Annotated in this window: 29 protein-coding genes and 1 pseudogene; 29 read left to right on the top strand and 1 reads right to left on the bottom strand. The window is 66.8% G+C overall.

The window, feature by feature from the left end; genetic code table 11:
• Positions 1–262 precede the first annotated feature (262 nt).
• The 15 genes from EII42_RS10745 to EII42_RS10675 all read left to right on the top strand — a co-directional run bounded on the left by EII42_RS10745 (position 263) and on the right by EII42_RS10675 (position 13,940).
• Entirely contained in the window at positions 263–5,038 is a 4,776-nt protein-coding gene (locus tag EII42_RS10745) for an endo-alpha-N-acetylgalactosaminidase family protein (protein WP_125172122.1), read from the top strand.
• 259 nt (positions 5,039–5,297) lie between these two features.
• On the top strand, positions 5,298–5,666 hold the full coding sequence (gene rplN, locus EII42_RS10740; protein ID WP_028705028.1) for a 50S ribosomal protein L14: 369 nt from the start codon (positions 5,298–5,300) through the stop codon (positions 5,664–5,666).
• A gap of 1 nt (position 5,667) precedes the next feature.
• On the top strand, positions 5,668–6,036 hold the full coding sequence (gene rplX / locus EII42_RS10735) for a 50S ribosomal protein L24 (protein WP_125172121.1): 369 nt from the start codon (positions 5,668–5,670) through the stop codon (positions 6,034–6,036).
• The gene (gene rplE / locus EII42_RS10730) at positions 6,036–6,650 is read left to right on the top strand and encodes a 50S ribosomal protein L5 (RefSeq protein ID WP_125172120.1); all 615 of its coding nucleotides are present in this window, start codon (positions 6,036–6,038) and stop codon (positions 6,648–6,650) included. Before rplX ends, rplE begins: the two co-directional genes overlap by 1 nt.
• A 9-nt stretch (positions 6,651–6,659) precedes the next feature.
• A complete protein-coding gene (locus tag EII42_RS10725; RefSeq protein WP_028705025.1) occupies positions 6,660–6,845 on the top strand; it encodes a type Z 30S ribosomal protein S14 in 186 nt (61 codons plus the stop codon).
• A 76-nt stretch (positions 6,846–6,921) separates the two neighbouring features.
• On the top strand, positions 6,922–7,326 hold the full coding sequence (rpsH, locus tag EII42_RS10720) for a 30S ribosomal protein S8 (protein ID WP_125172119.1): 405 nt from the start codon (positions 6,922–6,924) through the stop codon (positions 7,324–7,326).
• Between the two features lie 16 nt (positions 7,327–7,342).
• The gene (gene rplF, locus EII42_RS10715) at positions 7,343–7,885 is read left to right on the top strand and encodes a 50S ribosomal protein L6 (RefSeq protein ID WP_125172118.1); all 543 of its coding nucleotides are present in this window, start codon (positions 7,343–7,345) and stop codon (positions 7,883–7,885) included.
• Positions 7,885–8,268 (top strand): 50S ribosomal protein L18, encoded by a 384-nt coding sequence (rplR, locus tag EII42_RS10710; protein ID WP_125172117.1) that lies wholly within the window; start codon positions 7,885–7,887, stop codon positions 8,266–8,268. Before rplF ends, rplR begins: the two co-directional genes overlap by 1 nt.
• Positions 8,269–8,287: 19 nt before the next feature.
• Entirely contained in the window at positions 8,288–8,896 is a 609-nt protein-coding gene (gene rpsE, locus EII42_RS10705; RefSeq protein ID WP_125172116.1) for a 30S ribosomal protein S5, read from the top strand.
• Positions 8,897–9,079: a 50S ribosomal protein L30 gene (gene rpmD / locus EII42_RS10700; protein ID WP_125172115.1), complete on the top strand. Its 183-nt coding sequence runs from the start codon at positions 8,897–8,899 to the stop codon at positions 9,077–9,079.
• Position 9,080: 1 nt separating this feature from the next.
• On the top strand, positions 9,081–9,521 hold the full coding sequence (gene rplO / locus EII42_RS10695; RefSeq protein WP_125172114.1) for a 50S ribosomal protein L15: 441 nt from the start codon (positions 9,081–9,083) through the stop codon (positions 9,519–9,521).
• A 207-nt stretch (positions 9,522–9,728) separates the two neighbouring features.
• Positions 9,729–11,045, top strand: a complete 1,317-nt coding sequence (gene secY, locus EII42_RS10690) for a preprotein translocase subunit SecY (protein ID WP_125172113.1) — start codon at positions 9,729–9,731, stop codon at positions 11,043–11,045.
• Entirely contained in the window at positions 11,042–11,620 is a 579-nt protein-coding gene (locus tag EII42_RS10685) for an adenylate kinase (protein ID WP_125172112.1), read from the top strand. Before secY ends, EII42_RS10685 begins: the two co-directional genes overlap by 4 nt.
• Positions 11,617–12,429 carry a type I methionyl aminopeptidase gene (map, locus tag EII42_RS10680; protein WP_125172111.1) on the top strand — a complete coding sequence of 271 codons (813 nt, stop codon included), beginning with the start codon at positions 11,617–11,619 and terminating at the stop codon, positions 12,427–12,429. The genes EII42_RS10685 and map overlap by 4 nt, the downstream gene beginning before the upstream one ends.
• Before the next feature lie 44 nt (positions 12,430–12,473).
• Complete coding sequence (locus EII42_RS10675; RefSeq protein ID WP_125172110.1) at positions 12,474–13,940, top strand: hypothetical protein; 1,467 nt, start codon at positions 12,474–12,476, stop codon at positions 13,938–13,940.
• Here EII42_RS10675 and EII42_RS10670 read toward each other — a convergent pair.
• Complete coding sequence (locus EII42_RS10670; RefSeq protein WP_125172109.1) at positions 13,933–14,223, bottom strand: YciI family protein; 291 nt, start codon at positions 14,221–14,223, stop codon at positions 13,933–13,935. The two genes, EII42_RS10675 and EII42_RS10670, sit on opposite strands and share 8 nt — an antisense overlap.
• 159 nt (positions 14,224–14,382) lie before the next feature.
• On the opposite strand from EII42_RS10670, the gene infA reads away from it, so the two are divergent.
• From infA to EII42_RS12980, 14 genes and pseudogenes are all read left to right on the top strand, one after another.
• Positions 14,383–14,604: a translation initiation factor IF-1 gene (infA, locus tag EII42_RS10665; RefSeq protein WP_125172108.1), complete on the top strand. Its 222-nt coding sequence runs from the start codon at positions 14,383–14,385 to the stop codon at positions 14,602–14,604.
• A gap of 224 nt (positions 14,605–14,828) precedes the next feature.
• Entirely contained in the window at positions 14,829–14,942 is a 114-nt protein-coding gene (gene rpmJ / locus EII42_RS10660) for a 50S ribosomal protein L36 (RefSeq protein WP_020575560.1), read from the top strand.
• 190 nt (positions 14,943–15,132) lie between these two features.
• Positions 15,133–15,507 carry a 30S ribosomal protein S13 gene (rpsM, locus tag EII42_RS10655; protein WP_125172107.1) on the top strand — a complete coding sequence of 125 codons (375 nt, stop codon included), beginning with the start codon at positions 15,133–15,135 and terminating at the stop codon, positions 15,505–15,507.
• A 45-nt stretch (positions 15,508–15,552) separates the two neighbouring features.
• The gene (rpsK, locus tag EII42_RS10650; protein WP_125172106.1) at positions 15,553–15,957 is read left to right on the top strand and encodes a 30S ribosomal protein S11; all 405 of its coding nucleotides are present in this window, start codon (positions 15,553–15,555) and stop codon (positions 15,955–15,957) included.
• Positions 15,958–15,989: 32 nt separating this feature from the next.
• Positions 15,990–16,595 (top strand): 30S ribosomal protein S4, encoded by a 606-nt coding sequence (gene rpsD, locus EII42_RS10645; protein WP_125172105.1) that lies wholly within the window; start codon positions 15,990–15,992, stop codon positions 16,593–16,595.
• Between the two features lie 75 nt (positions 16,596–16,670).
• Complete coding sequence (locus EII42_RS10640) at positions 16,671–17,687, top strand: DNA-directed RNA polymerase subunit alpha (protein ID WP_125172104.1); 1,017 nt, start codon at positions 16,671–16,673, stop codon at positions 17,685–17,687.
• A 45-nt stretch (positions 17,688–17,732) separates the two neighbouring features.
• On the top strand, positions 17,733–18,224 hold the full coding sequence (rplQ, locus tag EII42_RS10635; RefSeq protein ID WP_125172103.1) for a 50S ribosomal protein L17: 492 nt from the start codon (positions 17,733–17,735) through the stop codon (positions 18,222–18,224).
• Between the two features lie 154 nt (positions 18,225–18,378).
• Positions 18,379–19,380: an ABC transporter substrate-binding protein gene (locus EII42_RS10630; RefSeq protein WP_125172102.1), complete on the top strand. Its 1,002-nt coding sequence runs from the start codon at positions 18,379–18,381 to the stop codon at positions 19,378–19,380.
• Between the two features lie 81 nt (positions 19,381–19,461).
• Complete coding sequence (locus tag EII42_RS10625) at positions 19,462–20,427, top strand: ABC transporter substrate-binding protein (RefSeq protein ID WP_125172101.1); 966 nt, start codon at positions 19,462–19,464, stop codon at positions 20,425–20,427.
• 13 nt (positions 20,428–20,440) lie between these two features.
• Positions 20,441–21,340, top strand: coding sequence for an ABC transporter permease (locus EII42_RS10620; RefSeq protein WP_125172100.1), 900 nt, complete (start codon positions 20,441–20,443; stop codon positions 21,338–21,340).
• Positions 21,340–22,137 (top strand): ABC transporter ATP-binding protein, encoded by a 798-nt coding sequence (locus tag EII42_RS10615; protein ID WP_125172099.1) that lies wholly within the window; start codon positions 21,340–21,342, stop codon positions 22,135–22,137. Before EII42_RS10620 ends, EII42_RS10615 begins: the two co-directional genes overlap by 1 nt.
• 15 nt (positions 22,138–22,152) lie before the next feature.
• Positions 22,153–23,262: a glycosyltransferase gene (locus EII42_RS10610; protein ID WP_125172098.1), complete on the top strand. Its 1,110-nt coding sequence runs from the start codon at positions 22,153–22,155 to the stop codon at positions 23,260–23,262.
• Positions 23,263–23,324: 62 nt separating this feature from the next.
• Positions 23,325–24,695 carry a triacylglycerol lipase gene (locus EII42_RS10605; RefSeq protein WP_125172097.1) on the top strand — a complete coding sequence of 457 codons (1,371 nt, stop codon included), beginning with the start codon at positions 23,325–23,327 and terminating at the stop codon, positions 24,693–24,695.
• Positions 24,688–26,947 (top strand): annotated as a pseudogene (locus EII42_RS12980) (hypothetical protein); the annotation flags it as partial. The gene EII42_RS10605 and the pseudogene EII42_RS12980, both read left to right, overlap by 8 nt.

Raw genomic sequence — 26,947 nt, 5'->3', positions numbered from 1 at the left:
GGTCCACCCTCTTTTTTCGCTCATTTCGGCGGGAATTGCGGCGGTGGTGTGCAACTTTTCAATCCTCCGGGCCGTCTCACCAGACCTCTGTTTTGGCAGGCTTCGAGCGTGATCGCTCAACCATTTTGGTTGTAATAGGCCTTTGCGTTGCGGTCTCCAAGGGCGGGGGCTACGGTGTCTTTGGCTATTCACTCTCCAGGCCCTGTCAGGCATTTCAGGCAGGACGGCTTGGGGAGGACTCAACGCAGAGAAGGAGGCTTAAGTGAAGAAGCCCTTTGGGCGGTCCCTAACCAGGGTGCTGCCCGTTTCTATCTCGGCACTACTCGTGGCCGGGCTGGCTCCGCTGTCACCAGCTTGGGCAGAAGAAACCTACACTCCGCTGCCCCAGGGCAAGATGTCGATCACGTCGGTCAGTTCAGAGGAACTCTCTGGCGAAGGAGCCACCCAAGGTCGGGCAAATCTTGTTCTCGACGGCGATGTGAGCACCTACTGGCACTCCAAGTGGAAAGACGGTGCCGCAGAGTTCCCACACACGCTTACCGTGCGGCTGGATAAGGAATCGGACCAGCCCAAGCAGATTGGCCGAGTGCGCCTGCATCCGCGCCAGTCCTCGCGGGGCTCAGGCCGGGTACACGAGTACAAGATTTACACTTCCGCCACCCCAGACTGCTCCGGCGGTTTTGAGGTCGCGGCCAGCGGCGCGATTCCGGTGGTGCCGGATGGCGGTGACCCCGGCAACCCGGATCTCAGTGAGTCCGTGATCAAGCTTGACCAGCCCAAGGCGGCCACCTGCGTCAAAGTGGAGTACCTCTCCTCCTGGGGCGGAGACGGCAGCGAGGAGCAGGTGGGTTCCCTCGCGGAGTTCAACGCGGATCTCGTCGAAGGGGAGCTTGACCCACCAGCTCCCAGCGTCCCACCCACGGAATCGCCGGTGCCAAGCCCCGGTCCCGGCGTTGAGCCGCTCGTTATCACTGACGGCAAGCTGACTGTCAAGGCCCATCCAGAGTTCCCACAGGTGATCGGCTACGTGCTGGGTGGCGAGGAGATGCGGGGCAACGACGGAGCAGCGCTGGACGCGATCTCGATCAACGAAAAGCGCGAAGCAGTCGAAGTGGGCGAAGTTCAGAAGAGCGCGGACGCCCTGGTCTACCCGTTGACCGTCCCGGGGATTCCCGGGGTTTCCATGAACGCTAAGCTGAAGGTGGCCGACGGCGTGCTCACCTGGCAACTGACGGACATCGTTGACCCGGGCAATGTCGTTCGGCGTGTGGCGGTTCCCGGCCTCAACTTGGTTTCGGTGAGCGCCCAGGAGAGCGACCAAGCGGGTGTGGTTGGTGCCTTCTTGTCGGTCAATCGTAACGTGGCGGGTGACGTTCTGCTCGACGCGCGCAACGCTCGGGTTGAGCAGGAGAACCGACTGCACATGGCGGTGGCTACGAACGGCACGCTGGCTGCGGGCTTTGAGACTAACGCGATTGAGGACAACACCGCGTCGTCTGCGCACAAGCGCCGCTCCGCGCAGGGCCGAGACCGTTTTGTGGCGGTGAACGCGCCGGGCGGTACGGCTGGTTCGGTGGCCGTCGGCCCCGCCAGTTTCGTGATCCGTGGGCACTCTACGGTGGACGGGGAGGGCGGAATCGGAGCTGATCCGGATCCGTTCGTCAGGGTGAAGCTCACGGCAGACGCTAACGCAGACACCGTGGTTGACTGGCAAGACGGTGCCATCGCTGCCCGAGAGATAGCGGACGGCGTCCCGGGCAGCGACGAAGTGAAGAACCTGGTGGTTCGTCGCATCCCCTTCAACATTGTGTCCCAAGCTACCCACCCGTTCCTGCGCACACTGGATGACACCAAGCGTATTTCGCTCGCTACCGAGGGCCTACGCCAGTGGGTCATGCTGAAGGGTTATCAGGCCGAGGGCCACGATTCTGCGCAGGGAGACTATGCAGGCCACTACAACGAGCGCGCTGGCGGGCTCGCTGATCTGAAGACGCTCGTGAACGAAGGAGAAAAGTTCAACGCCACTTTCGGCGTGCACGTGAACACGACCGAGAGTTACTCCGAGGCGCGTGCCTTCAGCGAGGATCTGTTGATCATGCCTCCGAGCGCGGCCTGGGGCTGGATGAACCAGTCTTACTACATGAATGGACCCAAGGATTTGGGTACCGGAAACGTCCTGAAGCGATTCCGGCAGTTCCGCGACGAGGTGCCAGAGAACCTGTCTTTCCTATACATGGACGTCTACTACCCAGACGGTTGGGAAGCGCAGCGCCTAGTCAACGAACTGAACAAGCAGGGCTGGGACATGGCCACCGAGTGGGCGGACAAGTATCCCCGCAAATCCACCTGGAGTCACTGGGCGAACGAGGAACGTTACGGTGGGGAAACCAACAAAGGTGTGAACTCCGTCCTGCTGCGATTCATCGACAATGCGAAGAAGGACATCTGGAACCCGCATCCCATTCTCTCCAATTCCAACATTCACGAGTTCGAGGGCTGGACCGGGCACACGAACGCCAACGAGTTTTTCGAAAACATCTGGCAACGCAACCTGCCCACCAAGTTCCTGCAGCAGTCGGACATCATGCTGTGGGATACCAACCGGATCGTGTTCGCCAACGGTACCGTGGCGACGAGCCCATTGAGCAGCATCGGCGGCTCTGTGATTCCAGTGAACCGCGAGATCGACTATGACGGTGCTCGCGTCTACACCCAGGGTAAGTACCTCCTGCCCTGGACCGACGGCGGCGACCGGCTGTATCACTTCAACCCCGAGGGTGGGGAAACCACTTGGCGTCTCACCGATTCCTGGAAGGACCAGAGCGAACTGACCATGTTCGAACTCACCGACCAGGGCCGGGCGAACGAGAAGAAGATCCCAGTGAACAACGGCGAGGTGACCCTGAACGTCGAGGCCGGGAAGCCCTACGTGCTCTTCGCGTCGGGCGCCATCCCTGCGGCCAAGGCACCGGATTGGGGTCAGGGGCAGCCGGTCAAGGATCCCGGTTTCTTCTCTGGGAACCTGGACGCCTACAAGACCGAGGGCAACGTCAGCGTGAAGCTGGATGCTCGACGAAACCTGTACGCCGAACTGGGTTCGGGTAAGTCGGAGCTCTCGCAGGTTCTGCGCAACCCTGGTTCCGTGGTGGCTCGTGATGCGGGCGCGTTTGATCTTCCTGCGGGCACCTACTCGGCGTGGGCCTGGATCGAGGTGGAGCCGGGCAAGGCTCGCGACGTGAGCGTGAGTGTCTCTGGCCCGGGCGTGAAGCCGACCCAGTACCAGGAAGGTTCCGACCCAGTGGCGCCGAAGCCGAGCCCGGACCCCAAACCGAGCCCGGACCCCAAACCGAGCCCGGACCCCAAACCGAGCCCGGACCCCAAACCGAGCCCGGACCCCAAACCGGGTGATGATCCCACCGTGAAGCCCATGCCCAAACCGCAGCCTCCTGTCGTTCGTCCCGGGCTGCCGAAGACTGGTCTTCCGATGGCTGATGATGAGGGCAAGGACGGCTACGCCATCTCGTCAATCCGCTACTCAGCTCCGGTGAACTCCACCGCCTCGGACGAGAAGTTCCTTCAGGGATACCAGCGTGTCCGGGTGACCTTCTCTACCACGGGCGGCCCGGTGACGTTCAAAGTTGCGGCAGGGGAGGGCGATGCTGTTGTTAAAGTTGACGATCTGCGGGTGGTCAAGTTCACCCCAGCCGAAGACAAGAAACCGACAGCCGAGACTATCGTTTTCGAAGACTTCGAGAACGTCGACACCGGGTACTGGCCGTTCGTGACCGGCTCCACCCAGGGAGGCGACGCCCGCACTCAGCTGGCTGAACTGCATGCGCCATACTCGCAGAAGGGTTGGTGGGGAAAGAACGCTTCCGGCGCGGTCGTTGAGGGTGGCAAGATCATCGATAACGTGCTTGACGGCAACTGGTCCCTGCTCGCCCATGAAGAGAACCGCGGTATGATCTTGCGCTCCACTACCGGCTCGATGCCGTTCAAGCCAGGCCACAGATACCGCGTCAGCTATGACGCCCAGGTTGGTCTTGACGGCACGTACAGCTTCGTGCACGGCTTCGACCAATTCGTTGAGGGTCGACTCGCGGAGCGTACCGTCGAGCAAACTCCGCTGGAAAGCGTGCACGAAACCAAGCGCTTCTCGCACGAGTTCGATACCGGCGGCTGCCAGCTCGGTTGGTGGGTCGGCTTCCGCAAGGACGCAGGCGGCTACCAAGCCGATCTCACGATCGATAACGTTAGGGTCGAGGATCTCGGCGAATCTGCAAACGTGGCCCCCTGCGCCGCGCTGGAGATCTCTGGCCCGACGACGGTTATCTCCGAGCGTGAGTTCACCGTCACTGCGCGGCTCAGTTCCGCTGAAAGCGCAGAGCTGAGGGACTTGGACTTCGTTCTGGAGGCTCCAGAAGGTTGGGCAGTCACCAAGCGCAACGTTGAGGACGGAGTTGCCGAGTTCGGGGTTACCTCTTCGGCCGATCAGCCTAACGGCACTCTCACGGTCAAAGCACGTTACAACGTCGGAGGCAAATCCCAAGAGTTGTCGCAGAGCATGACCGTTGCCAGTTTCGCGGTGCCAGCCAACGAGCGATTCCTCTCGGACATGAGAGACCGCGTTGTTGGCACTCCGACGAACGGTTGGGGCCCAGTCGAATGGGATATGAGCAACGGCGAACGCGGATCTGGCGATGGCGAACCGATGCGCATCGCAGGTGAGTTCTACCCCAAGGGCATCGGCGTACACGCCCGCAGTAGCGTGACCTTCGATGTTCCGGCTGAGTGCAAGACGTTCAAAGCGTTGGCGGGCGTCCAGCATGGTCGAAATGGCTCCGTGACCTTCACCGTAAAGGGCGATGGGAACCGAGTCATCGTTCCGGCCACTGGACGTAACGGTGGCGACGCTCCACTGGACATCAGCGTCGATATCACCGGAAATAGCCAGTTGACACTTGAAGTGGGCGACGCCGGCAACGGTAACGGCTCCGATCACGCGAACTGGGCGATGGCCCGGCTTGCCTGCTCGTAGCAGGACGACGTAAGAGATTGGGGCGGTGCCGAGAGGGCCGCCCCAATCTCTTACCACTACGGATTTCGCGCTTCGGAAGTGCTGCGCTACCATAATCCACGGTGCTTTGGGTCTGTGCCCTGATCGGGGGGACCTCTCCCGGGCACCGCATAGGGTTCCCACTCTCTCGAGCAGGGGGCTGCCTCCTGGCAAAATCCAGGGGGGAAGTTTCTAGTTTCGCCAGGCCAGTTGCTGGAACCGGCGAGACGAAGGAGAAAAAATGATCCAACAGGAGTCGCGACTGAAGGTCGCCGACAACACTGGTGCCAAGGAGATCCTTTGCATCCGTGTCCTCGGCGGTTCCGGGCGTCGCTACGCATACCTGGGCGACACCATCGTCGCCACCGTCAAGGACGCGATCCCTGGCGGTACCGTCAAGAAGGGCGACGTGGTCAAGGCCGTCGTCGTTCGTCAGCGCAAGGAGCGCCGTCGTCCGGACGGTTCCTACATCAAGTTCGACGAGAACGCGGCCGTCATTCTTAAGAACGACGGCGAGCCTCGCGGTACCCGCATCTTCGGTCCCGTGGCTCGTGAACTTCGCGAGAAGAAGTTCATGCGCATCGTCTCCCTCGCCCCGGAGGTGATCTGACATGGCACTCCACGTCAAGAAGGGCGACCGGGTGAAGGTCATCGCGGGTCGCGACAAGGGCGTGATCGGGGAGATCATCGCCGTCAACCCGGAGAAGGAGACCGTGATCGTCGAGGGCGTGAACGTCGTTAAGCGTCATCGCCGCGAGCAGCAGAGCCCCTCCGGCCGCAAGATCGAAGGCGGCGTTGTCTCCGTCGAGGCACCGATCCACGCCTCGAACGTGCAGCTCGTCGTGAAGGTTGACGGCAAGGAGGTCGTGACGCGCATCGGCTACAAGCGAGTCGAGGTCATGAAGCGTCGTCCCGACGGCTCCGAGTACAAGGCCGAGCGTTCCGTCCGGATCGCGCGCAAGACCGGGGAGGAGATCTGATGAGCGAAATGCCCCGTCTGAAGGCTAAGTACCGCGAGAAGATCGTTCCTGCGATGCAGGAGGAGTTCAAGTACGCCAACGTCATGCAGATCCCCGGCCTCACGAAGATCGTCGTGAACATGGGCGTCGGCGAGGCTGCGCGCGACTCGAAAATCATCGACGGTGCCATCCGCGACCTGACCGTCATTACCGGCCAGAAGCCGGCCGTTACCAAGGCCCGCAAGTCCATCGCCCAGTTCAAGCTGCGTGAGGGCCAGCCCATCGGCTGCCACGTCACGCTGCGGGGGGATCGCATGTGGGAGTTTGCCGATCGTCTCCTGACGCTCGCCCTCCCGCGCATCCGCGACTTCCGTGGACTCAACGGCCGCCAGTTCGACGGTAAGGGCAACTACACCTTCGGCCTCAACGAGCAGGTCATGTTCCTTGAGATCGACCAGGACAAGATCGACCGCGTGCGTGGCATGGACATCACCTTTGTCACTTCCGCCACCAACGACGTCGAGGGCCGTGCGCTGCTCAAGCACCTTGGCTTCCCGTTCAAGGCGGTCGACGACCCGAAGAAGGCCAAGGCCAAGCGTGGCCCCGCCTTCTACGCCAAGAAAAAGAAGAAGTGAGGCTGAGGCATGGCTAAGACTGCGCTCAAGGTAAAGCAGGCCCGCAAGCCGAAGTTCGGTGTGCGCGCCTACACCCGCTGCCAGAAGTGCGGCCGTCCCAAGTCGGTTTACCGCAAGTTCGGACTGTGCCGCGTCTGCCTGCGCGAACTGGCCCACGCCGGCGAACTGCCGGGTGTGACCAAGTCGTCCTGGTGATCCAAGAGAACCTGTAGATCCATTGACGCGACAGGTCCCGGAAACGGGAAACCGGCGCGAGAAAGAGGTATAAGTCATGACAATGACTGACCCCATTGCAGACATGCTTACTCGTCTGCGCAACGCCAATCAGGCGTACTTGGACTCGGCCTCCATGCCGTCGTCCAAGATCAAGGTCGGGATCGCCGAGATCCTGAAGGCCGAGGGCTACATCGCCGGCTACGAGCTGATCGAGAACGAAGGTCAGGTCGGGAAAGTGCTGAAGGTCACCCTGAAGTACGGCGACTCCCGGGAGCGTTCCATCGCTGGCCTTCGTCGTATCAGCAAGCCGGGCCTGCGCGTTTACGCCAAGGCCTCCCAGCTTCCGCGAGTGCTTGGCGGTCTCGGCATCGCCATCATCTCGACGTCGCAGGGTCTGCTGACCGACAAGCAGGCAAAGGCTAAGTCCGTGGGCGGCGAAGTGCTCGCCTACGTCTGGTGATGAGGAGGATTGTGTAATGTCTCGAATTGGCAGGCTCCCCATCACCGTCCCGGCGAACGTGACCGTAACGATCGACGGCCAGAACGTCAGCGTCAAGGGCCCCAAGGGCGAACTCTCGCTCGCTGTCAAGGAACCCATCGCTGTCTCCCATAACGAAGCAGGCGAAATCACCGTCTCCCGCCCCAACGACGAGCGGCAGAACCGTGCGCTGCACGGCCTGACCCGGACCCTCATCGCCAACATGATCGTTGGTGTCACCGAGGGCTACGAGAAGAAGCTCGAAATCGTCGGCGTCGGTTACCGCGTGATTTCCAAGGGCCCGACCCAGGTCGAGTTCGCTCTTGGTTTCTCGCACCCGGTGATCGTCGATGCTCCGGAGGGCATCACCTTCAACGTCGAGACCCAGACCCGGCTCGCGGTTCAGGGTATCGACAAGCAGCTCGTCGGCGAGACCGCTGCCAACATCCGCAAGCTGCGTAAGCCGGAGCCCTACAAGGGCAAGGGCGTGCGCTACCAGGGTGAGCACGTGCGCCGCAAGGCCGGAAAGGCTGGTAAGTAATGGCTATCTCGTTGAAGACGAGCAAGACGCTGGCTCCGAAAGCCGCCTCCCGTGCGCGCCGCCAGCTCCGTGCCCGCAAGAAGATCAACGGCACCGCCGCGCGTCCGCGTCTCGTCGTCACCCGCTCGCCGCGTCACCTGTTCGTGCAGGTGATCGACGACGTGGTCGGCCACACCCTGGTGTCGGCCTCGACGATGGAAGCCGAGCTGCGCAACATGTCCGGCACCAAGACCGAGAAGGCCGCCAAGGTGGGTTCGCTGCTCGCGGCCCGCGCGAAGGCCGTCGGCATCACTGCGGTCGTGTTCGACCGCGCTGGTAACAAGTACACCGGCCGCCTGGCGGCCCTGGCCGATGCTGCCCGCGAGGGCGGCCTCGACTTCTGACCCGACGAAAGAGGAAACGATGAGTGAAACCCAACAGCGCGGTAGCCGCGCAGGTGGTGAGCGTCGTGGCCGTGACGATCGTCGTGGCCAGAGCAACGCTCGCGAAGAGAAGAGCCAGTACCTGGAGCGCGTGGTTGCGATCAACCGCGTCGCCAAGGTGGTGCAGGGCGGTCGACGCTTCAGCTTCACCGCACTGGTTGTCGTCGGCGACGGCGAAGGCACGGTTGGTGTGGGCTACGGCAAGGCCAAGGAAGTTCCTGCGGCCATCGCCAAGGGCGTGGAAGAGGCCAAGAAGCACTTCTTCCGCGTCCCGATGATCCAGCGCACCATCCCGCACCCGGTCCAGGGCGAGAAGGCGGCGGGCGTCGTCGTGCTGCGCCCGGCCACTCCCGGTACCGGTGTGATCGCTGGTGGCTCCGCCCGTGCGGTGCTTGAGTGCGCCGGTATCCACGACGTGCTGTCCAAGTCTCTCGGTTCCGCGAACGCGATCAACGTGGTGCATGCCACCGTTGCCGCGCTCAAGAAGCTGGAGCAGCCTGAGCAGGTGGCCCGCCGTCGCGGTCTGCCCGTGGAGGACGTGGCCCCGGCCGCGATGCTCCGCGCCAGCAAGGAGGAGGTGGCCAGCTAGATGGCACAGCTCAAGATCACCCAGGTCAAGTCTGTTGCAGGCGGCAAAGCCAACCAGAGGGACACGCTCCGTACGCTTGGTCTCAAGCGGATCGGGCAGTCCGTGGTGCGTGAGGATCGTCCCGAGGTGCTCGGCATGATCCGCACTGTCGCTCACCTCGTGACCGTGGAAGAGGTTAAGTGAAATGGCACTGAAGATTCATGACCTTCGTCCCGCACCGGGCGCCAAGAAGGCGAAGACCCGCGTTGGCCGCGGTGAGGGGTCGAAGGGTAAGACTGCGGGCCGCGGTACCAAGGGTACGGGCGCTCGTAAGAACGTGCCGGAGAGCTTTGAGGGCGGCCAGATGCCCATGCACATGCGCATCCCCAAGCTCAAGGGCTTCAAGAACCCGTTCCGGGTCGAGTACCAGGTCGTCAACGTCGGCCGTATCGCGGAACTCTTCCCCAAGGGCGGCGACGTGCACGTGGCAGATCTCGTCGAGGTCGGCGCCGTTCGTCGGGGCCAGCTCGTGAAGGTGCTCGGCGACGGCGAGGTCAGCGTCAAGCTGAACGTCACCGCGAACGCGTTCACCGGCTCCGCCAAGGCGAAGCTGGAGGCCGCAGGCGGCTCCGCCAACCTGGCCTGAGTCAATCGCTGTCAAACAGTGGCCGGATCCCCTCAGGGGTCCGGCCACTGCTCGTTGTTCGGGGTCGGAGAAAGCGCAGCCAACTTTGATCAATTGTCCCCAAAACGGCCCCCGGACTTGGGGCCAGCGCGGGAAGCTTGGTAGGCTTCCCGAGTTGTCACATAGCCTGTGGCTGTTTCGTCACGTCTGCATGGAAAGTGGGGCCGGATGATTTCCGCCTTCGCGAACGCGTTCCGCTCGCCTGATCTACGCAAGAAGATCCTATTCACGCTGGGCATCGTCGCCGTCTTCCGTTTCGGCTCGTCGCTGCCGGCGCCCAACGTGAACATGGCCCAGATTCGCGAGTGCGTTTCGCTCGCCAGCCAAGGCGACGCGGCCGGTCTGTATTCGCTGATCAACCTGTTCTCGGGTGGGGCGCTGCTCCAGTTGTCGGTGTTCGCGCTGGGCATCATGCCCTACATCACGGCCTCGATCATTCTGCAGCTGATGACCGTGGTGATCCCCAAGCTCGAAGCCCTCAAGAAGGAGGGCGCCTCCGGTCAGGCGAAGATCACCGAGTACACGCGTTACCTCACCCTGGTGCTGGCGGTGATGAACGCGACCGCCTTCGTCACGCTCGCCAACACCGACCGGCTGTTCCCGGGCTGCCCCAACATTCTCTACACCGACTCCATCTACGCGATGGTGACGATGGTGTTCATCATGACTGCCGGCACGGCGATCATCATGTGGATGGGCGAACTCATCACCGAGCGCGGCATCGGCAACGGCATGTCCATCATGATTTTCACCCAGATTGCGGCCTCGTTCCCGGACGGCATCTGGTCGGTCAAGGCCACCAACCCGGGCGCGCGTGGGTGGTTCTTCCTGGTCGCGATCATCGTCGTCGGCCTGGCCGTGATGGCCGCCATCCTGTTCATCGAGCAGGGCCAGCGCCGCATTCCCGTGCACTACGCCAAGCGGATGGTTGGCCGCCGCCTGGTCGGTGGCTCCACCACCTACATCCCCCTCAAGGTCAACCAGGCCGGCGTCATCCCGGTCATCTTCGCCAGCTCCATCCTGTACCTGCCGGTGATGATGGCCACATTCAGCCCGGACAGCGCGTTCGGACAGTGGGTGAACTACTACTTCGCGGGCGACGGGGCGCAGCACACCGTGGTCTACAACCTGGTGCAGTTCGCGCTGATCATTGCGTTCACCTACTTCTACGTCTCCATCACCTTCAACCCGCAGGAAGTCTCCGACAACATGAAGAAGTACGGCGGTTTCATCCCGGGCATCCGGGTGGGCAAACCGACGGAGAACTACCTGGCCTACGTGCTCAGCCGCCTGACCGCTCCCGGCTCGCTCTACCTGGCACTGATCGCTGCTCTGCCCACCATTGCCTTCATGCTGGTTGGCGCGAACCGGAACTTCCCGTTCGGCGGCACGTCGATCCTCATCATCGTGGGCGTTGGCCTTGACACCATCAAACGGATCGAGAGCCAGCTCCAGCAGCGCAACTACGAAGGGTTCCTCAAGTGAGGTTGCTGATCATGGGCGCGCCGGGTGCAGGCAAGGGCACCCAGGCCGCCGGACTCGCTGCCCGATACGGTATCCCCGCCATCTCGACGGGCGACATCTTCCGCGCCAACATCGCCAATCAGACGCCGCTGGGCGTCAAGGTGAAGGAGATCATCGACGCGGGCGAGTACGTGCCCGACGAGATCACCGAGGAGATCGTCGCCGACCGGCTCAGCCAGGACGACTGCGCGGGAGGGTTCCTGCTCGACGGCTTCCCGCGCACCCTGCACCAGGTGCATTTCCTGGACGAATACCTGGAGCGGCAGGATCGCGCGCTGGACGCGGTGGTCAGCCTGCACGTCGACCCCGAATCGCTGGTGGCTCGCTTGCTCGACCGCGCCCAGAAGGAGGGCCGTGCGGATGACAACGAGGAGACCATCCGTCGGCGGATGGAGGTGTATGCCGGGCAGACCGCCCCGCTGCTCATGCACTACGAAAACCTGGGGCTGCTCGAAGAGGTTGACGGCACCGGCACGGTCGAGGAAGTGCAGGGCCGGATGTTCGATCAGCTGGATCAGCGGGCTCAGCTCACATGATCGAGATCAAGACCGCCGAGCAGCTGGTGAAGATGCGCTCGGCGGGGCTCGTCGTCGCTGAGGGCCTCCAGGAGATGACCGCGGCCGTGCGCCCGGGCATCACCACCGCGGAGATCGACGCGATCGGCCGCGAGGTGCTCGCCCGGCGCGGGGCGACGTCGAATTTCCTCAACTACGGTGCCGAGTATGGCGTCGGCTTCCCCGGCGTCGCCTGCATCTCCGTCAACGACGAACTCGTGCACGGCATCCCGGGCGAGCGGGTGCTCAACGAGGGCGACCTGGTGAGCATAGACTTCGGGGCCATCGTCGACGGGTGGCACAGCGACGCGGCCCGCACCGTTTTCGCGGGCAAGCCGAGCGACGCCGATCGGCGGCTCAGTGAGGTGTGTCACGAGGCGCTGTGGGCCGGCATCAGGAAGATGCGCGCAGGCGCGAAGGTGTCCGACGTTTCGCGCGCCATTGAGCGCACGGTGCGCAAGCACGGGCGCTACGGCATCCTGCGGGAGTTCACCGGCCACGGCATCGGCAGCGAGATGCACATGTCGCCGGATGTGCCGAACTACGTCTCCTTCGGCCGCAGCGTTCCTCTGCAACCGGGCATGGTGCTGGCTATCGAACCCATGATCACGCTCGGTACGCACAAAACCCTGGAACTCGACGACGGGTGGACCGTGATCTCGCGCGACGGTTCCCGCGGCGCGCACTGGGAGAACTCCGTTGCGATCACGGAGAACGGCCTTTGGGTGCTCACCGAGTTCGATGGCGGCGAGTCCCAGCTGGGGGATCGTTTCGCGCCGTTGGGCGACTAGCGGTGACCCGGTGATCCCTTAGCCTTGGCCGTCGAGGAGGGTTGATGACTGACCAGATATCTTGGGCCGCGCCGGAGGGCGACCCGCGTGAGGGAGATGAGCCGCAGGATCCGGGAGCAACCCCGACGTTGGGCTCCCCGGAGGGCGCCGAAGCTCCTGACCCGGTGCAGCCCTCGGGGCCCGCGCCCGCTGGGCAGCTGGCTCCACAGGGAGCGGGCCAAGCCGCGCCGTCGGCGCCCGGTGCCCCCGGCTTCGTCGCGCCGCAGTTCCCGTCCGGGGCCCCCGGCGCGCTCGGCCAGGCCGTCTCGGGCGGCCACCACGCCCCCGGACAGTTCGCCGCGAGCCAGATTCCGGGCCAGGCCGGTTCGCCGGGCGCCTGGGCGGGCGGCCCGCAGGGGAGTGGGGCGCCCGGGCCGGGCTTCGTCGCGGCGCCGGGGGCTGCGCCCCGCGGGCACGTGCCTCAGGCTCCGCCGCCCGATTCCCAGTACCCGCCGACGCAGCCCCAGGATGCGCCCACCTGGTCGGTACCGCCTCAGCGGCCCGTCGCGTTGAAACCGTCCGGGCCGCCCAGCGGATGGCCCGTGTGGACACTCACCATCGGCCTTGTCGTGGCCCTGATCGGGGTGACCGCCTGGCTCGTCGTTAGCCGCCGGCCCGCCGCCGAGCCCGCACCGGAGCCGGTGGTCAGCACGGCGGTGGAGTCTCCCACTCCGCAGCCCCACCCGCAGTCGTCCTCTCCGACGCCGCCGGGCCCGTCGGAGAGCGGATCGCGCGTACCCGACCCGCAGCCGAACCCGCCCCAGCTGCCGGAGCCGACGTTCTCGCCCCTCATCCCGATGGTGGAGGACTACCCCGCGGTGGTGGTAAACAACCGGCTCTACGAGTTGATTCCGCCCCAGCTGACCGGCTGCCCCACACCCAAGCTGATCACCTCTGAGCAGGAGTGGCGCCAAGAGGTGCGGGCCCAGTGGGCGTGCGTGCACAACTCCTGGCTGCCCATCATCAAGCAGCAGGGCTGGCCGGAGGCGATGCCGGAGGTGCAGTTCTTCCCCGGTAAGGGATCGAAGAGCGACTGCGGCTACTTCGAGGCGCCCGCGTTCTACTGCGCGCGCGGCCAGGGCTCGGTGTTCTTCGGGGGAGAGCACCGTGACATGGCGAAGCAGTGGGAATACTCCATCAACGAGATGGTGAACCACGAGTACGGCCACCACCTGCAGTTCCTGTCGGGCATCCACGAAGGCGCCTTCGGCACGGGCGCGTTTGCCGAGGACGCTCCCAGGCGGAGCGAGCTGCAGGCGGTGTGCTGGTCCGGGATGATGACCGTGCACAACGACAGCCTAAACTTCGATGGCGCCACCTACGAATCCTGGCAGCAGCGGCTGCGCACCATGCTGGAGAGCCCACGGCACGGCAACCGCAACTCGCTCACCGACTGGGGTACCCGCGGTCTCTACGCCAAGACCCTGGGGGACTGCAACACCTGGGTGGTGACGAAGGAGCAGGTCAGCTAGCCGCGTCGTCGGCGAAAACCCCCAGCACCGGGTGCCAGCCGAGGATCTCGCGCTCGACGATGAGGCCAGCCACGCGGAACGGGTCCTGGTCGAGCTGGGCCGCCAAATCGTCGGCCGACTGGGCGCGGAAGACGAGCAGCGCCCGCCCCGGGGAGGTGCCCAGCAGCGGGCCGGAGGCCACGAGGTTTGGCTGCTGGCCGAGGAATGCCCGATGCTGGGGCCGCACCTCGTCGAGGCGCGCCTGATCCGTGGAGTAGGTGTAGTGGACCGCGAAGTAGCTCATGTGAGCAGGCTACCGGCCTCGGCCGGGACCGGGGCAGGTTTCGCGCCGACGCCCCAGCCGAAGCGCCCGGGCACGGCGAGTTGATTTGGGGGCCTTGTCGTGACTAAGTAGAATCTCTCGGGGCGAGCGAAGGCCGTCCCAGTGGAAGAATGAGAGTTTATGGCTAAGAAGGAAGGCGCCCTCGAAATGGAGGGCACCGTCGTCGAGGCTCTGCCCAACGCGATGTTCCGCGTGGAGCTCGGCAACGGTCACAAGGTGTTGGCGACGATCTCCGGGAAGATGCGTCAGCACTACATTCGCATCCTGCCCGCCGACCGCGTCGTCGTGGAGCTGTCGCCCTACGACTTGACCCGCGGTCGCATCGTGTACCGCCACAAGTGAGTTTGGCTGGAAACGTCCGACACCTGGTCGGACGTTTTTCATTTGCCCAGCGGCCCGCCTCCGTCAGCAGATTGGCCAAATGCTGCGTGGCAGCGTAGAGTGGGCCGTCGGTCCTTAGTGCCCGGATGCTGCCGCCTGCCGGTGGCCGCGCGAGGGAAGGGCCGTGATTATCCACCACAAGATTGGGCAGACATGCCCAGTCGCTGATTGAAAAGGTTGCTCGAATGAAGGTTCAGCCGAGCGTCAAGAAGATCTGCGACAAGTGCAAGGTGATTCGCCGGCACGGTCGTGTGATGGTGATCTGCGAGAACCCGCGCCACAAGCAGCGCCAGGGCTGATCGCAGAACGCCGCGGGAAAGGCCCCCAGCCCCACCGCCGACAATTGAAGCAACGTGATCGCAAAAGGTTGGTTCGCCAGCCCACACCCTCGGACGAAGGCCGAGGCCCCACGACAACAGGGGACGCGACACGCCACACACCTTCGCGTCCGGCGTGAGAACCGGATGAAATCCAGAAAGGTACCGCCTGATGGCACGCCTCGTTGGTGTCGACCTGCCGCGCGAAAAGCGCCTTGAGGTCGCCCTCACCTACATCTTCGGCATTGGCAAGACCCGCGCTGCCGAGACCCTCGCCGCTACCGGAGTCAGCGGCGACGTCCGTGTGCACCAGCTGACCGAAGAGCAGCTCATCGCACTGCGTGACCACATCGAAGCGAACTACGAGATCGAAGGTGACCTTCGTCGTAGCGTCGCCGCCGACATCCGCCGCAAGGTGGAGATCGGCAACTACCAGGGTCGTCGTCACCGCGCCGGTCTCCCGGTTCGCGGTCAGCGCACGCGTACCAACGCGCGTACCCGCAAGGGCAAGAAGAAGGCTGTGGCCGGCAAGAAGAAGGCCCGCTGACCCTCGCGGTGAGCCGAAGAAGAAGACTGTAGGAGAAACACACTTATGGCTACTGCAGGCCGCAAGGGCGCAACCACCAAGGTGCGCCGCAAGGAAAAGAAGAACGTGCTCGTGGGCCAGGCCCACATCAAGAGCACCTTCAACAACACCATCATCTCGATTTCCGACCCCTCCGGTGCCGTCATCGCATGGGCATCCGCGGGCACCGTCGGTTTCAAGGGTTCGCGCAAGTCGACCCCGTTCGCCGCGCAGATGGCTGCCGAGGCAGCCGGTCGTCGTGCCATGGAGCACGGCATGAAGCGCGTCGACGTGTTCGTCAAGGGTCCCGGTTCCGGCCGCGAGACCGCCATCCGTTCGCTGGGCGCCATCGGGCTTGAGGTCGGCACCATCTCCGACGTCACCCCGGTGCCGCATAACGGCTGCCGTCCGCCCAAGCGTCGTCGCGTCTAGTCAGTTCGAGATAGAAAGGACAGAAGAGAATCATGGCTCGTTACACCGGCCCTCTCACCAAGAAGTCTCGTCGTCTCGGGACTGACCTCGTCGGCAACGACAAGTCCTACGAGCGTCGCCCGTACCCCCCGGGTCAGCACGGTCGCGGCCGCACCAAGGACTCCGAGTACTCGCTGCAGCTCAAGGAGAAGCAGAAGGCTCGCTACGCCTACGGCGTGCTGGAGAAGCAGTTCCGTCGCTACTACGAGGAGGCCGCACGCGTCCCCGGCAAGACCGGTGACAACCTGCTGCGCATCCTGGAGTCGCGCCTGGACAACGTGGTTTACCGCGCCGGCTTCGCCTCCACCCGTCGCCAGGCGCGCCAGCTCGTCGTGCACGGCCACTTCCTGGTCAACGGAAAGCGCGTCAACATCCCGTCGTACCGGGTGTCCGCGAAGGACATCATCGACGTGGCGGAGAAGTCCATGAACCTGCACCCGCTGGTCGTGGCCCGCGAGACGCACCACGAGCGCACCGTGCCCGCATGGCTGGAGGCCCGCCCGAACCGCATGCGCATCCTGGTCCACCAGCTCCCGGTTCGTGAGCAGATCGTGGTGGATGTTCAGGAACAGATGATCGTCGAGCTCTACTCGAAGTAGTGATTCACCGGGGGCCGACGCCTCGGTCCCCGCTATCGCACCATCAGATAGCGGTTGGTGCGGAAAGGAATACCAATGCTCATCACTCAGCGTCCTACGCTCACCGAAGAGGTCGTATCCGAGTTCCGTTCCCGGTTCGTCATCGAGCCGCTGGAGCCGGGCTTTGGCTACACCCTCGGCAACTCGCTGCGCCGCACGCTGCTGTCGTCGATTCCGGGTGCCGCAGTCACCAGCATCAAGATCGAGGGCAACCAGCACGAGTTCTCCACCCTGGAGGGCGTGGTCGAGGACGTCACCGAGATCATCTTGAACCTCAAGGGTCTCGTACTCTCCTCCGAGGAGGACGAGCCCGTTGTCATGTACCTGCGCAAGGCGGGTGCCGGAGCCATCACCGCCGCCGACATCCAGCCGCCCGCAGGCGTCGAGGTGCACAACCCCGAGCTGCACATCGCTCAGCTGGCCGACAACGGCAAGCTGGAGATGGAGCTCGTGGTGGAGCGTGGCCGTGGCTACGTTTCGGCTGCCCAGAACAAGAACGCCGACGCCGAGATCGGTCGAATCCCCGTGGACTCGATCTACTCGCCGGTGCTCAAGGTCACCTACAAGGTTGAGGCCACTCGCGTGGCCCAGCGCACCGACTTCGATCGTCTGATCATCGACGTCGAGACCAAGCCGTCGATCCTCCCGCGGGACGCCGTCGCCTCTGCTGGCGGCACCCTCGTCGAGCTCTTCGGCCTGGCGCGTGAACTGAATGTGCACGCGGAGGGCATCGAGATCGGCCCGTCCCCGGTGGACGAGCAGATCGCAGAGTCGCTGAACCTCCCCGTCGAGGATCTCGACCTGTCCGTGCGCTCCTACAACTGCCTCAAGCGCGAGGGCATCCACACCGTGGGTGAGCTCGTCGCCCGCAGCGAGGAGGACCTTCTGGACATCCGCAACTTCGGTAGCAAGTCGATCGACGAGGTCAAGGAGACCTTGGCGGCTTACGGACTCACGCTGCGCGACTCCTCCCCGGGCTTCGACCCGCTGGAGGCGATCGAGCGCTACGACGAGGACAACGACACCGAGTTCGCGGAGACCGAGCAGTACTGACCCGCCCGAGCCGGAAGGCTCACCACACTTTCTGGAGAATGAGAAATGCCTAAGCCAACTAAGGGCCCGCGCCTGGGCGGCACCCCCGCGCATCAGGGGCTGATCCTGCGCAACCTGGCCACCCAGCTCTTTGAGCACGGCCGCATCACCACCACCGAGACCAAGGCTCGCCGCGTGCAGCCGGTGGCGGAGAGGCTGATCACCAAGGCCAAGAAGGGTGACCTGGCCAACCGCCGCGAGGTCCTCAAGGACATCACCGACCGCGACGTCGTGGCGAAGCTGTTCGAGGAGATCGCCCCGGTCATGGCCGAGCGTGAGGGTGGTTACACCCGCATCACCAAGATCGGCAACCGCAAGGGGGACAATGCTCCCATGGCCGTCATCGAGCTGGTGACCGAGAAGGTTGTCAAGAAGGACAAGGCCGAAGCCAAGGCGGAGCCGAAGGCGCAAGCCAAGGCCGAGCCCGTGAAGGAGGAAGCCGCCAAGGAGGCCGCCGTCGAGGCCGCCGAGGAGGAAGCCGCCGAAGAGGCCAAGTGACCCGTTGGGTCAATCGAAAGGAGCCCCCGCGAGTGGGGCTCCTTTTGCGTTGCCGGGAAAAGCACACATTTTTGCGAAACTCACGGTAGAGCCAAGCGCGTGTCGGCTCCCGCGGGCACTACAGTGAGGGCCAGGTCGAGGGAAGGAGAACCCGATGAAGCGCAGACTCCTGCTGGGGGCGGCCGCCGCCCTGCTGCTGGCCGCCTGCACCACCGCGACGCCGCCCGCCGCGCCCGGCGGATCCGGCCCGGCCGCCGGGCAGCCGGGCAAGAAGGACGTGCGGATCGGGGCGGTGACCATTGTCTCCCACCCGTCGTTGGACCTGATCTACGAGGGCATCAAGGACGGGCTCCGCCAGGCCGGCTACGTCGAGGGCCAGAACCTGTCGATCGAGCTCGCGAACCCGCAGGGCGACCAGGCGACCCTCACCAGCATCGCCAACACCTATGCCGCCAGCGATCACGACCTCTACATCGCCATCGCGACGCCGCCGGCCCAGGCGCTCGCGCAGGTGATCTCCGATCGCCCCATCGTGTTCGCTTCGGTGACCGACCCCGTCGCGGCCGGCCTCGTCTCGACGATGGCCGCCCCCGGCGGGAACGTCACCGGCACCTCCGACTCGATCCCGGCCGACCAGCAGCTGACGGTGCTGCGCGAGATCCTGCCGGAGGTGAGGAGGATCGGCATCGTGTACACGTCGTCCGAGGTGAACGCGGAGGTGCAGGCGAAGGCTTTCCAGGCCGCCGCCGAGGCTGCCGGGATCGAGGTGCAGGTGGCCACCGTCGTGAACTCCTCGGAGGTGGCGCAGGCGGCGGAATCGCTCGACGTCCAGGCCTACTGGGTGGGCAACGACAACGTGGTAGTGACGGCCATCGAGTCGCTGGTGCAGGTGGCGGAGGCGAAGAAGGCGCTGCTGTTCACCTCCGACGCGGACTCGGTGGCGCGTGGGGCCGCGGTCTCGTTCGCCACCGACTACCGGGCCCAGGGCGAGCAGACCGCAGAGCTGATCGTCAGGATCCTGGAGGGCGCCGACCCGGCGACCACGCCCGCCGAGATCCAGCGCCAGCTGGAGCTCACCGTCAACCCGGCGGCCGCGCAGCGCATGGGCGTGGAGCTGCCCAAGTCCGTCACCGGACGGGCCGACCGCACCGTCTGAGGCGTGGACGGGCCCTGGGAGCCCGGCTTGTCTCGGGTTAGGGTCTTGTCTTGCCTGGCCGTGGGACAAGGAGGAACAACGATGAAGTGGCCCAAGGGGATCGTCGCGGTGGCTGTGGCGGCGCTTGCGCTGACCGGCTGCGGCGAGGCCGCGCAGAGCGAGAAGGCGGTCAAGGTGGCCATCGTCAACTACGTGAGCCATCCCGCGCTCGACGCGGCGCAGGCGGGCTTCCTGGAAGAGCTCAAGGAGGCGGGCTACGTCGAGGGCAAGAACCTCGCCGTGGAGCTGCAGAACGCGAACGGGGATCAGGCGACGCTCACCAGCATCGCCAGCACCTTTGCCGCCAGTGACGCGGACCTGTTCTACGCGATCGCCACCCCGTCGGCGCAGTCGCTGGCGCAGGCCATCACCGACAGGCCCATCGTGTTCGCCGCCGTCACCGACCCGGTGTCGGCCGAGCTGGTGCAGGGCTGGGAGGTGCCCGGCGGCAACGTCACCGGAGTGTCCGACCTGAACCCGATGAAGGAGCAGCTCGAACTGGTGCGTGAGGTGCTGCCGGAGGCGAAACGACTGGGCATCGTGTACTCTTCCGGCGAGGTCAACTCGGCGGTGCAGGTGCGCGAGGCCGAGCAGGCGGCCGGGGAGCTGGGCCTCACGGTGCTCACCGCCACTGTCACCAACTCGAACGAGGTGGCCCAGGCCGCGCAATCGCTCGACGTGGACGCTTTCCTCATCCCCACCGACAACGTCGTGGTGTCGGCGGCGGAGTCGGTGATCCAGGTGGCGAGTTCGCGCAGGATCCCCGTGTTCGCCTCCGACGAGGCGACGATGGAGCGCGGCGCTGCCGCCGGCCTCAGCGTCAACTACACGCAGCAGGGCCGCGACGCCGCCAAGCTGGCGGTGCGGATCCTCGCGGGCGACAAGCCGGGCGACCTCGCCGTCGAGACGCAGAAGGAGTTCGACCTGTTCGTCAACGTGGGTGCGGCCCAGGAGCAGGGCGTCACGCTGCCGGAGGCGGTCGTCGCCCGCGCCGCCAAGAAGTTCTAGCGGGGCGCACGAGATGGTTGTTGCGCTGGAGATCGGCCTGCTGTACGCGGTGATGGCGATCGGTGTCTACCTCACCTACCGGGTGCTCGACTTTCCCGACCTGACCGTTGACGGCTCCTACACCACGGGCGCGGCCATGACGGCGGTGCTGATCGTCGCGGGCGTCGACCCGTGGGCGGCGGTGGCGGCGGCGGTCGTCGCGGGCATGCTCGCGGGCGTGGTCACGGGGGCGCTGCACGTGTGGGCGGGCATCAACCCGCTGCTCGCGGGCATCCTGACGCAGATCGCGCTGTATTCGATCAACCTGCGCATCATGGGTAAGGCGAACGTGCCGCTGTTGCGCGCCGAGACGCTGTTCACGCCGCTGCGGGACTGGGGTTGGCTGGGCACGTGGGCCGCCGTCGGGTTGTTCGCGCTCATGGTGGTGGCTGTCGGGGCCGTGGTGTATTGGTTCCTCGGCACCGAGTACGGCGTCGCGCTGCGCGCCACCGGGGACAACGAGGACATGGCCCGCGCGCAGGGCATCAGCACGGGCGGGGCGAAGATCGTCGGGCTGGCCCTGTCGAACGGGCTGGTGGCGCTCGCGGGGGCGCTGCTGGCGCAGTACAACGGCTACGCGGACATCCAGATGGGCATCGGCCTCATCGTTGCGGGCTTGGCGTCGGTGATCGTCGGGCAGGCCATCTTCGGCATGACCGCGGTGTGGCAGGCGGTCACCGCCGCCGCGCTGGGTTCCGTGATCTACCGCGTCATCATCCAGCTGGCGTTGTCGGCGGGCCTCAATCCCAACGACATGAAGCTGATCTCGGCGGTGCTCGTCGTGCTCGCGCTCACGATTCCGAAGCTGTCGCCGCTGAGGCGGATGCGTCGGGAACGCAAGCGGCGCCTGGCCCACGTGGAAGGGGGACTGTGATGCTGGAAATCCGCGACGTCACCAAGCGGTTCTTCCCGAAGACGGTCAACGAGCGCACCGCCCTCGACGGGATCTCCCTCAGCCTCGCGGAAGGCGACTTCGTGACGGTGATCGGCTCCAACGGTGCGGGCAAGTCGACGCTGCTGAACTGCATCGCGGGCCGTTACGGGCTCGACGGCGGGCAGATCCTGATCGACGGCCGCGACGTGTCGCGGGTGCCGGAGCATCGGCGGGCGCGCTGGGTGGCGCGCGTGTTTCAGGATCCGATGGCGGGCACGGCGCCGCACATGACGATCGAGGAGAACCTGGCGATCGCGTTCGATCGGGGCCGCAGGCGCGGCCTCCGGATGGCCGTCACCCACAAGAAGCGCGACGTCTACCGGGAGGCGCTGGCGAAGCTGGATTTGGGGCTGGAGAACCGGCTCGCGATGCGGGTGGGGATGCTTTCCGGCGGGCAGCGCCAGGCGCTGAGCCTGCTGATGGCCGCGCATCAGAGGCCGTCGATCCTGCTGCTCGACGAGCACACGGCCGCGCTCGACCCGTCGCGTGCGGAGCTGATCTCCCGGCTCACCGAGCAGCTGATCGCGGAGCACAACCTGACGGCGCTGATGGTGACCCACAACATGTCCCACGCGATCGAGTTGGGCAACCGGCTGATCATGATGCACGAGGGTGGCATCATCCTGGAGGTGGATGAGCAGGAGAAGCGCAAGGTGACGGCGGGTCAGCTGGCGGACGCGTTCACCAGGATCAAGGGCGCGCAGCTGTCCGATCGCACGTTGCTCGACGGGGCGTGATCCGCCTCTGGCAGGATGGATGCCATGAGGATCGCCCAGCTGGCCAATTTTGTTTCGCCCACCTCGGGCGGCATGCGGGTCGTGATTGAGGAGCTCGGCAGGGGCTATGCCGCCGCCGGGCACGAGCGGCTGTTCGTCTGCCCGGGACGCCGCGACCTCACCATCGAGGACGAGTATGGCATGACGGTCTACGTGCGGGCCCCGCGGGTGAGCGGCATGTACCGGATGATCGTGGAGCCGTGGCGGGTCATGGAGGTGCTGAAGCGGTTTCGGCCCACCAGCATCGAGGTTTCGGACAAGTGGACGCTGCCGGCGGTGACGGGCTGGGCGCGGCGCAGCGGCGTCGGGTCGGTGCTGTTCAGCCACGAGCGGTTGAGCGAGATGGCGACGATGTGGCTGCGGCGCGACGGCGGCGTCCGGCGCGCCGTCGCCGCGCTGAACCGGCGCCTGGCCAGGCGATTCGACACCATCGTCGTGACGAGCCGGTATGCGGCAGAGGAGTTTTCGCTGATCGGGGTGCGGCCGCAGCTGGTGCCGCTGGGCGTCGACCTGGACACGTTCCACCCCGACGCGGGCGCGCCGGAGGCGGACGGGGTGCTGAAGTTGTGCTACGTCGGGCGGGTGAGCCACGAGAAGTCGCCGGGCCTGGCGGTGGCGACGGCGGTGGAGCTGCACCGCCGGGGGCTGCCGGTGCGGATGGACGTGTATGGCACCGGGCCGGACGTCGACGAGGTGCGCGCCCTGGTGGGGGAGGCGCCGGTGCGGTTCCGGGGGTTCACGCGTGGCCGCGCCGACGTCGCGCGGGCCTTCGCGACGCACGACGTCAGCCTGTCGGTGTGCCCGTCGGAGACGTTCGGGCTGGCGGTGCTGGAGGCGCTGGCCAGCGGGACCCCCGTCGTGACGGCCGACCGGGGCGGGGCGCGCGAGCTGGTGGATGCGTCGTCGGGGGAGTGGGGGGCGCCGGATGCGGCGTCGTTGGCGGACGCGGTGGAGCGCCTGTGGGCGCGGCCGCAGGCGGAGGTGCGGGCCGCGGCCAGGCTGCGGGCGGAGCAGTACGGCTGGCCGGGCACGGTGGCGCAGATGCTGGCCTTGCACCGTCGGGTGGGAGGCGCGCAACGCGGTTGAGCGTTTCTCGTGCGCGCGGCGCGGCGGGCGTCCGCTGGGGGTAGGTTGCCGCCAGGAGGCCCATGATGAGCAAGTATCTGGTGGTTGTCATCCCGGGGATCGGCGGCTCGGAGCTCGTGGATGAGCGCGGCCGCAAGGTGTGGGCGATGTCGCCGGGCGAGCTGGGGCGGGCGTTGGTGGAGCCGGGGCGGCTGAGCCTGGACAACCGGTTGACCCCGGTGGGGTTGATCGGTGATCTTGCGGTGGGGCCGTGGTCGCTGATCCCGGGGTACGGCCGGCTGGTGCGTGAGCTGATGGGGGCGCTGCGGCTGGGGCCGGCGGGTCAGGCGGTGGCCCGGCCTGGGCGGTGGGACAACCCGCACGCGCACCTGCTGTGCTTCCCCTACGATTTTCGGCGCTCGATCTCGGCCAGCGCGGAGCTGCTGGCCGAGGAGCTGCGCTGGCGGCTGGGTGAGGGCCGGCGGGTGATCGTGGTGGCGCACTCGATGGGTGGGCTGGTGGCCGCCTGGTGGTGGGCGATGCTGGGCGGGTACGAGGTGACGGAGCGGATCTTCACGCTGGGCACCCCGTTTCTCGGGGCGGCGAAGGCGATCGACACGCTGCTGTACGGGCCGCGGATCGGGCTGGGGCGCAATGCGGCGGCGGCGGAGGTGCTGCGCGGCTGGGAATCGCCCTTCGAGCTGCTGCCGAAGAACAAGGCGGTGGAGGATGGGGAGGCGGACGTGCGGGTGCACGACCTGGCCGTCGGCTACGACGGGTTTCGGGGAGCGGCCGCGCGCGCCTACGAGCGCCATCGGGAGCTGCTCGACGAGGTGCAGCGCCTCACCGCCGACCCGGCCAAGCGACTGGTCTGGTCGGCCAACTACAGCCGGGGCCATTCCACGCCGTCCAGGGTGGTGCTGGCAGGCGGCGAGCTGCGGGTGGAGAAGAGCGACCCGCGCTGGCTGGCCGGGGAGCTCGCCGGGCTGGGGCAGGGCGACGGCACCGTGCCGATGTACAGCGCCATCCCGCCCTGGCTGCATGAGCAGCGGGGGCAGTGGGATCGGCGCAGCGCGAAGCACGTGGGCCTGTCCTATGTGGAGGAGGTGGTGACCAAAGTGCGGGATTACGCCCTGCCGGATTTCCCGGCGCAGACGCGCGGCGACGAGGCCCACCGGGCGGAGCCGTTCATCCTGCTGGATCACGACGACGTGGTGCCCGCGGGCGAGCCGGTGCGGCTCGGCATCGGGCTCGACGCCCCCGAGCGCGGGGAGGCCGCGCCGCGGGTGTCGTTGGGCGCTCGGCGGCTGGAGACGTGGCGGGCGGGCGACGGCTGGGTGGCGGAGGTGCCGGGGCTGCCCGCGGGGGTGCATACGCTGCGGGTGCAGTTTGATCATGTGCCGGGCCGGGATCGGCTGCGGTTGGACACGACGATTGGGGCGATCGATGCGTGAGCGGTTCGAGTGGGACAGCGCGGCCGAGCCGGAGCTGCTGGCCGGGCACATCCCCACCGGGGTGGTGCCTTGGCTGGTGCCGAGCCGCATCAGGCGGCTGCTGCCGCTTGCGGAGCTGGGCACGCGGGCGGAGCGCGCGCGGCAGCTGTTCGACGCGATGGTGGCGCGCGGCATCCGCTACACGCACGAGCCCACGGACAGCCGGCCCGGCAGGCAGTTCGTGCGGCCGGTGGAGGAGGTGTGGGCGGAGCCAGGGGCGGGCACGTGCCTGGATTTGTGTGTTGCCTATTGCAGTGCGGCGCTGGACGCGGGGCTGCGGCCGCTGCTGCTGGTGGTGCGCGACGGGGGTGCGCGGCACGCGATCGTGCTCGTGCCGCTGGATTGGGCCTGGCCCGCGCCGTCGTCGGGCGGGGAGGCGGTGTGGCGCGAGCCGTTCGAGTTGGAGGGTTTCGCGCTCGCGGAGGAGGCGCGCCGCTCGCCCGACGCGCCGGGGGCGCTGCTGGCGGTCGACGTCACCCGGGTGGCGCGCGACGGCGACTGGGCGGAGGCGCTCGCCGGGGGCGCGGGGTATCTCGCGGACTGGCGCTGGGAGGTGTGCCTGGATGTTGGGGCGCTGCGGCTGGGGTTGGAGCCGCCGCGTTCGGTGTACGAGCCGCCGACGGAGTCGGTGCTGCTGGAGCCGGGGTATTCGGAGGCGGTCGGCGACCGGTCTGCGCTGCGGCTGGTGGAGGCGCGCACGGGGGTGGTGCCGTTCGTGGAGCGGGCGGAGCTCGACGAGCTGCTGGCCTGGGCGGAGGATGCGCGCGGCGGGTTTGGGGTGCGGGCCGTGGAGGGCGTGGGTGGTTCCGGCAAGACCCGCCTGGCGGCGGAGTTGTGCGCCCGGCTGGCGGAGCGGGGCTGGTATGCGCGTTTCCTGAGCCGGGACGGCCTGCCGGGGGCCTGGGAGGGGGCTGCGGGTGTTCGGGGGGATGCGGGCCTGTTGCGGGAGCGGGAGCTGGACTGGCTGGGGCGGGTGGGCTGCGATCTGCTGCTCGTCGTGGATTACGCGGAGGAGCTTTCGGCGGAGCGGCTGCTGCCGGTGCTGCGCCGCCTGCGGGGGCGGGGCGCGGCGACGCGGGTGCTGCTCACGGCCCGCACGGTGGGGCAGTGGCTGGACGAGTTGTGGCGTGAGCTGGCGAAGGCGAGCGTGGTGGTGCGGGCGGGGGAGACGCTGCGGCTGCCGCCGCACCCGGAGCCGGGCGCGGGGCTGGTGGGGCGCGCGGCGGCCGCCTTCGCCGATCGGGCCGGGGTGCCGGTGCCGGAGGTGCCGCCGCTGCCCGAGCGGGTGCGCTGGACGGCGCTGGATCAGGTGCTGCACGGCTGGCTGTTGGTGGAGCGCGACGGGGCGGGGGAGCTGCCGGAGACGCAGGGCGGGCTGTACGACGCGGTGCTCGGCCACGAGCTGGCCCGCTGGCGGGCGGCGCTGGCGGCGTGCGACCTGGCGACGGCGGAGCACGAGCTGCGCCGGGCTGCGGCGGTGCTGAGCCTGGTGGGGCCGCGGGAGTCGGCCGAGGTGGCGGAGGTGTTGGCCCCGCTGGCGGGGTTGGGCGACGAGGCGAGGCGGGCGCGCCTGGGGGAGTTTTTCGCGCGGCAGCTGTGCCCGCCCGGCGGCGGCCCGGCCGTGCTGCGCCCCGACCCGGTGGCGGAGCGGCTCATCGTGCGCACGTTCGTCGACGGCGTGGGCGGCGCCGGGGATCCGGGCGAGCTGCTCGGGCGGGTACTGCCGGGTGATCTGGAGGCCGATCCGCGGATTTGGGCCGACGACTGCCCGGCCTGGCTGGGGCGGCGCGTGTCCCAGCTGGCGTGGCGGCAGGAGCACGTGTGCGAGGCCGCCACCCGCTGCGCTTCGCAGGGGGAGGGCCCGGCGGGGGTGTTGGCGGATGCGCTGCTGGCCCGGGGCCCGCACCTGTGGCGGGCGGCGCTGGCCGTGGCGGGGCGGCAGGGCGGCCCGCTGGTCGGCGCGCTGGGGCGGGCGACGAGCGCGGGCCGGCTGCCGGCGGACGAGCTGCACGACGACATCCCCGCGGGCCACACCTACCTGAGGCAGCTGGCGAGGCTGGCCGCGGAGGTGCTGCTGGCCCAGGCCGGCGACGACGAGGCGCGCCGGGCGATGGCGTTGAACAACCTGGGCGTCCGGTTGGGGGATTGTGGGGATCGGGTTGGTGCGTTGAAGGTGGCCGAGGAGGCGGTGGAGAGCTGGCGGGGTTTGGTGG

The sequence above is a fragment of the Tessaracoccus sp. OH4464_COT-324 genome (assembly GCF_003932855.1).
Lineage (GTDB): Bacteria > Actinomycetota > Actinomycetes > Propionibacteriales > Propionibacteriaceae > Arachnia.
The sequence above is the reverse complement of the archived record's forward strand: the minus strand, read 5'-3'. Positions and strand labels throughout refer to the sequence as shown.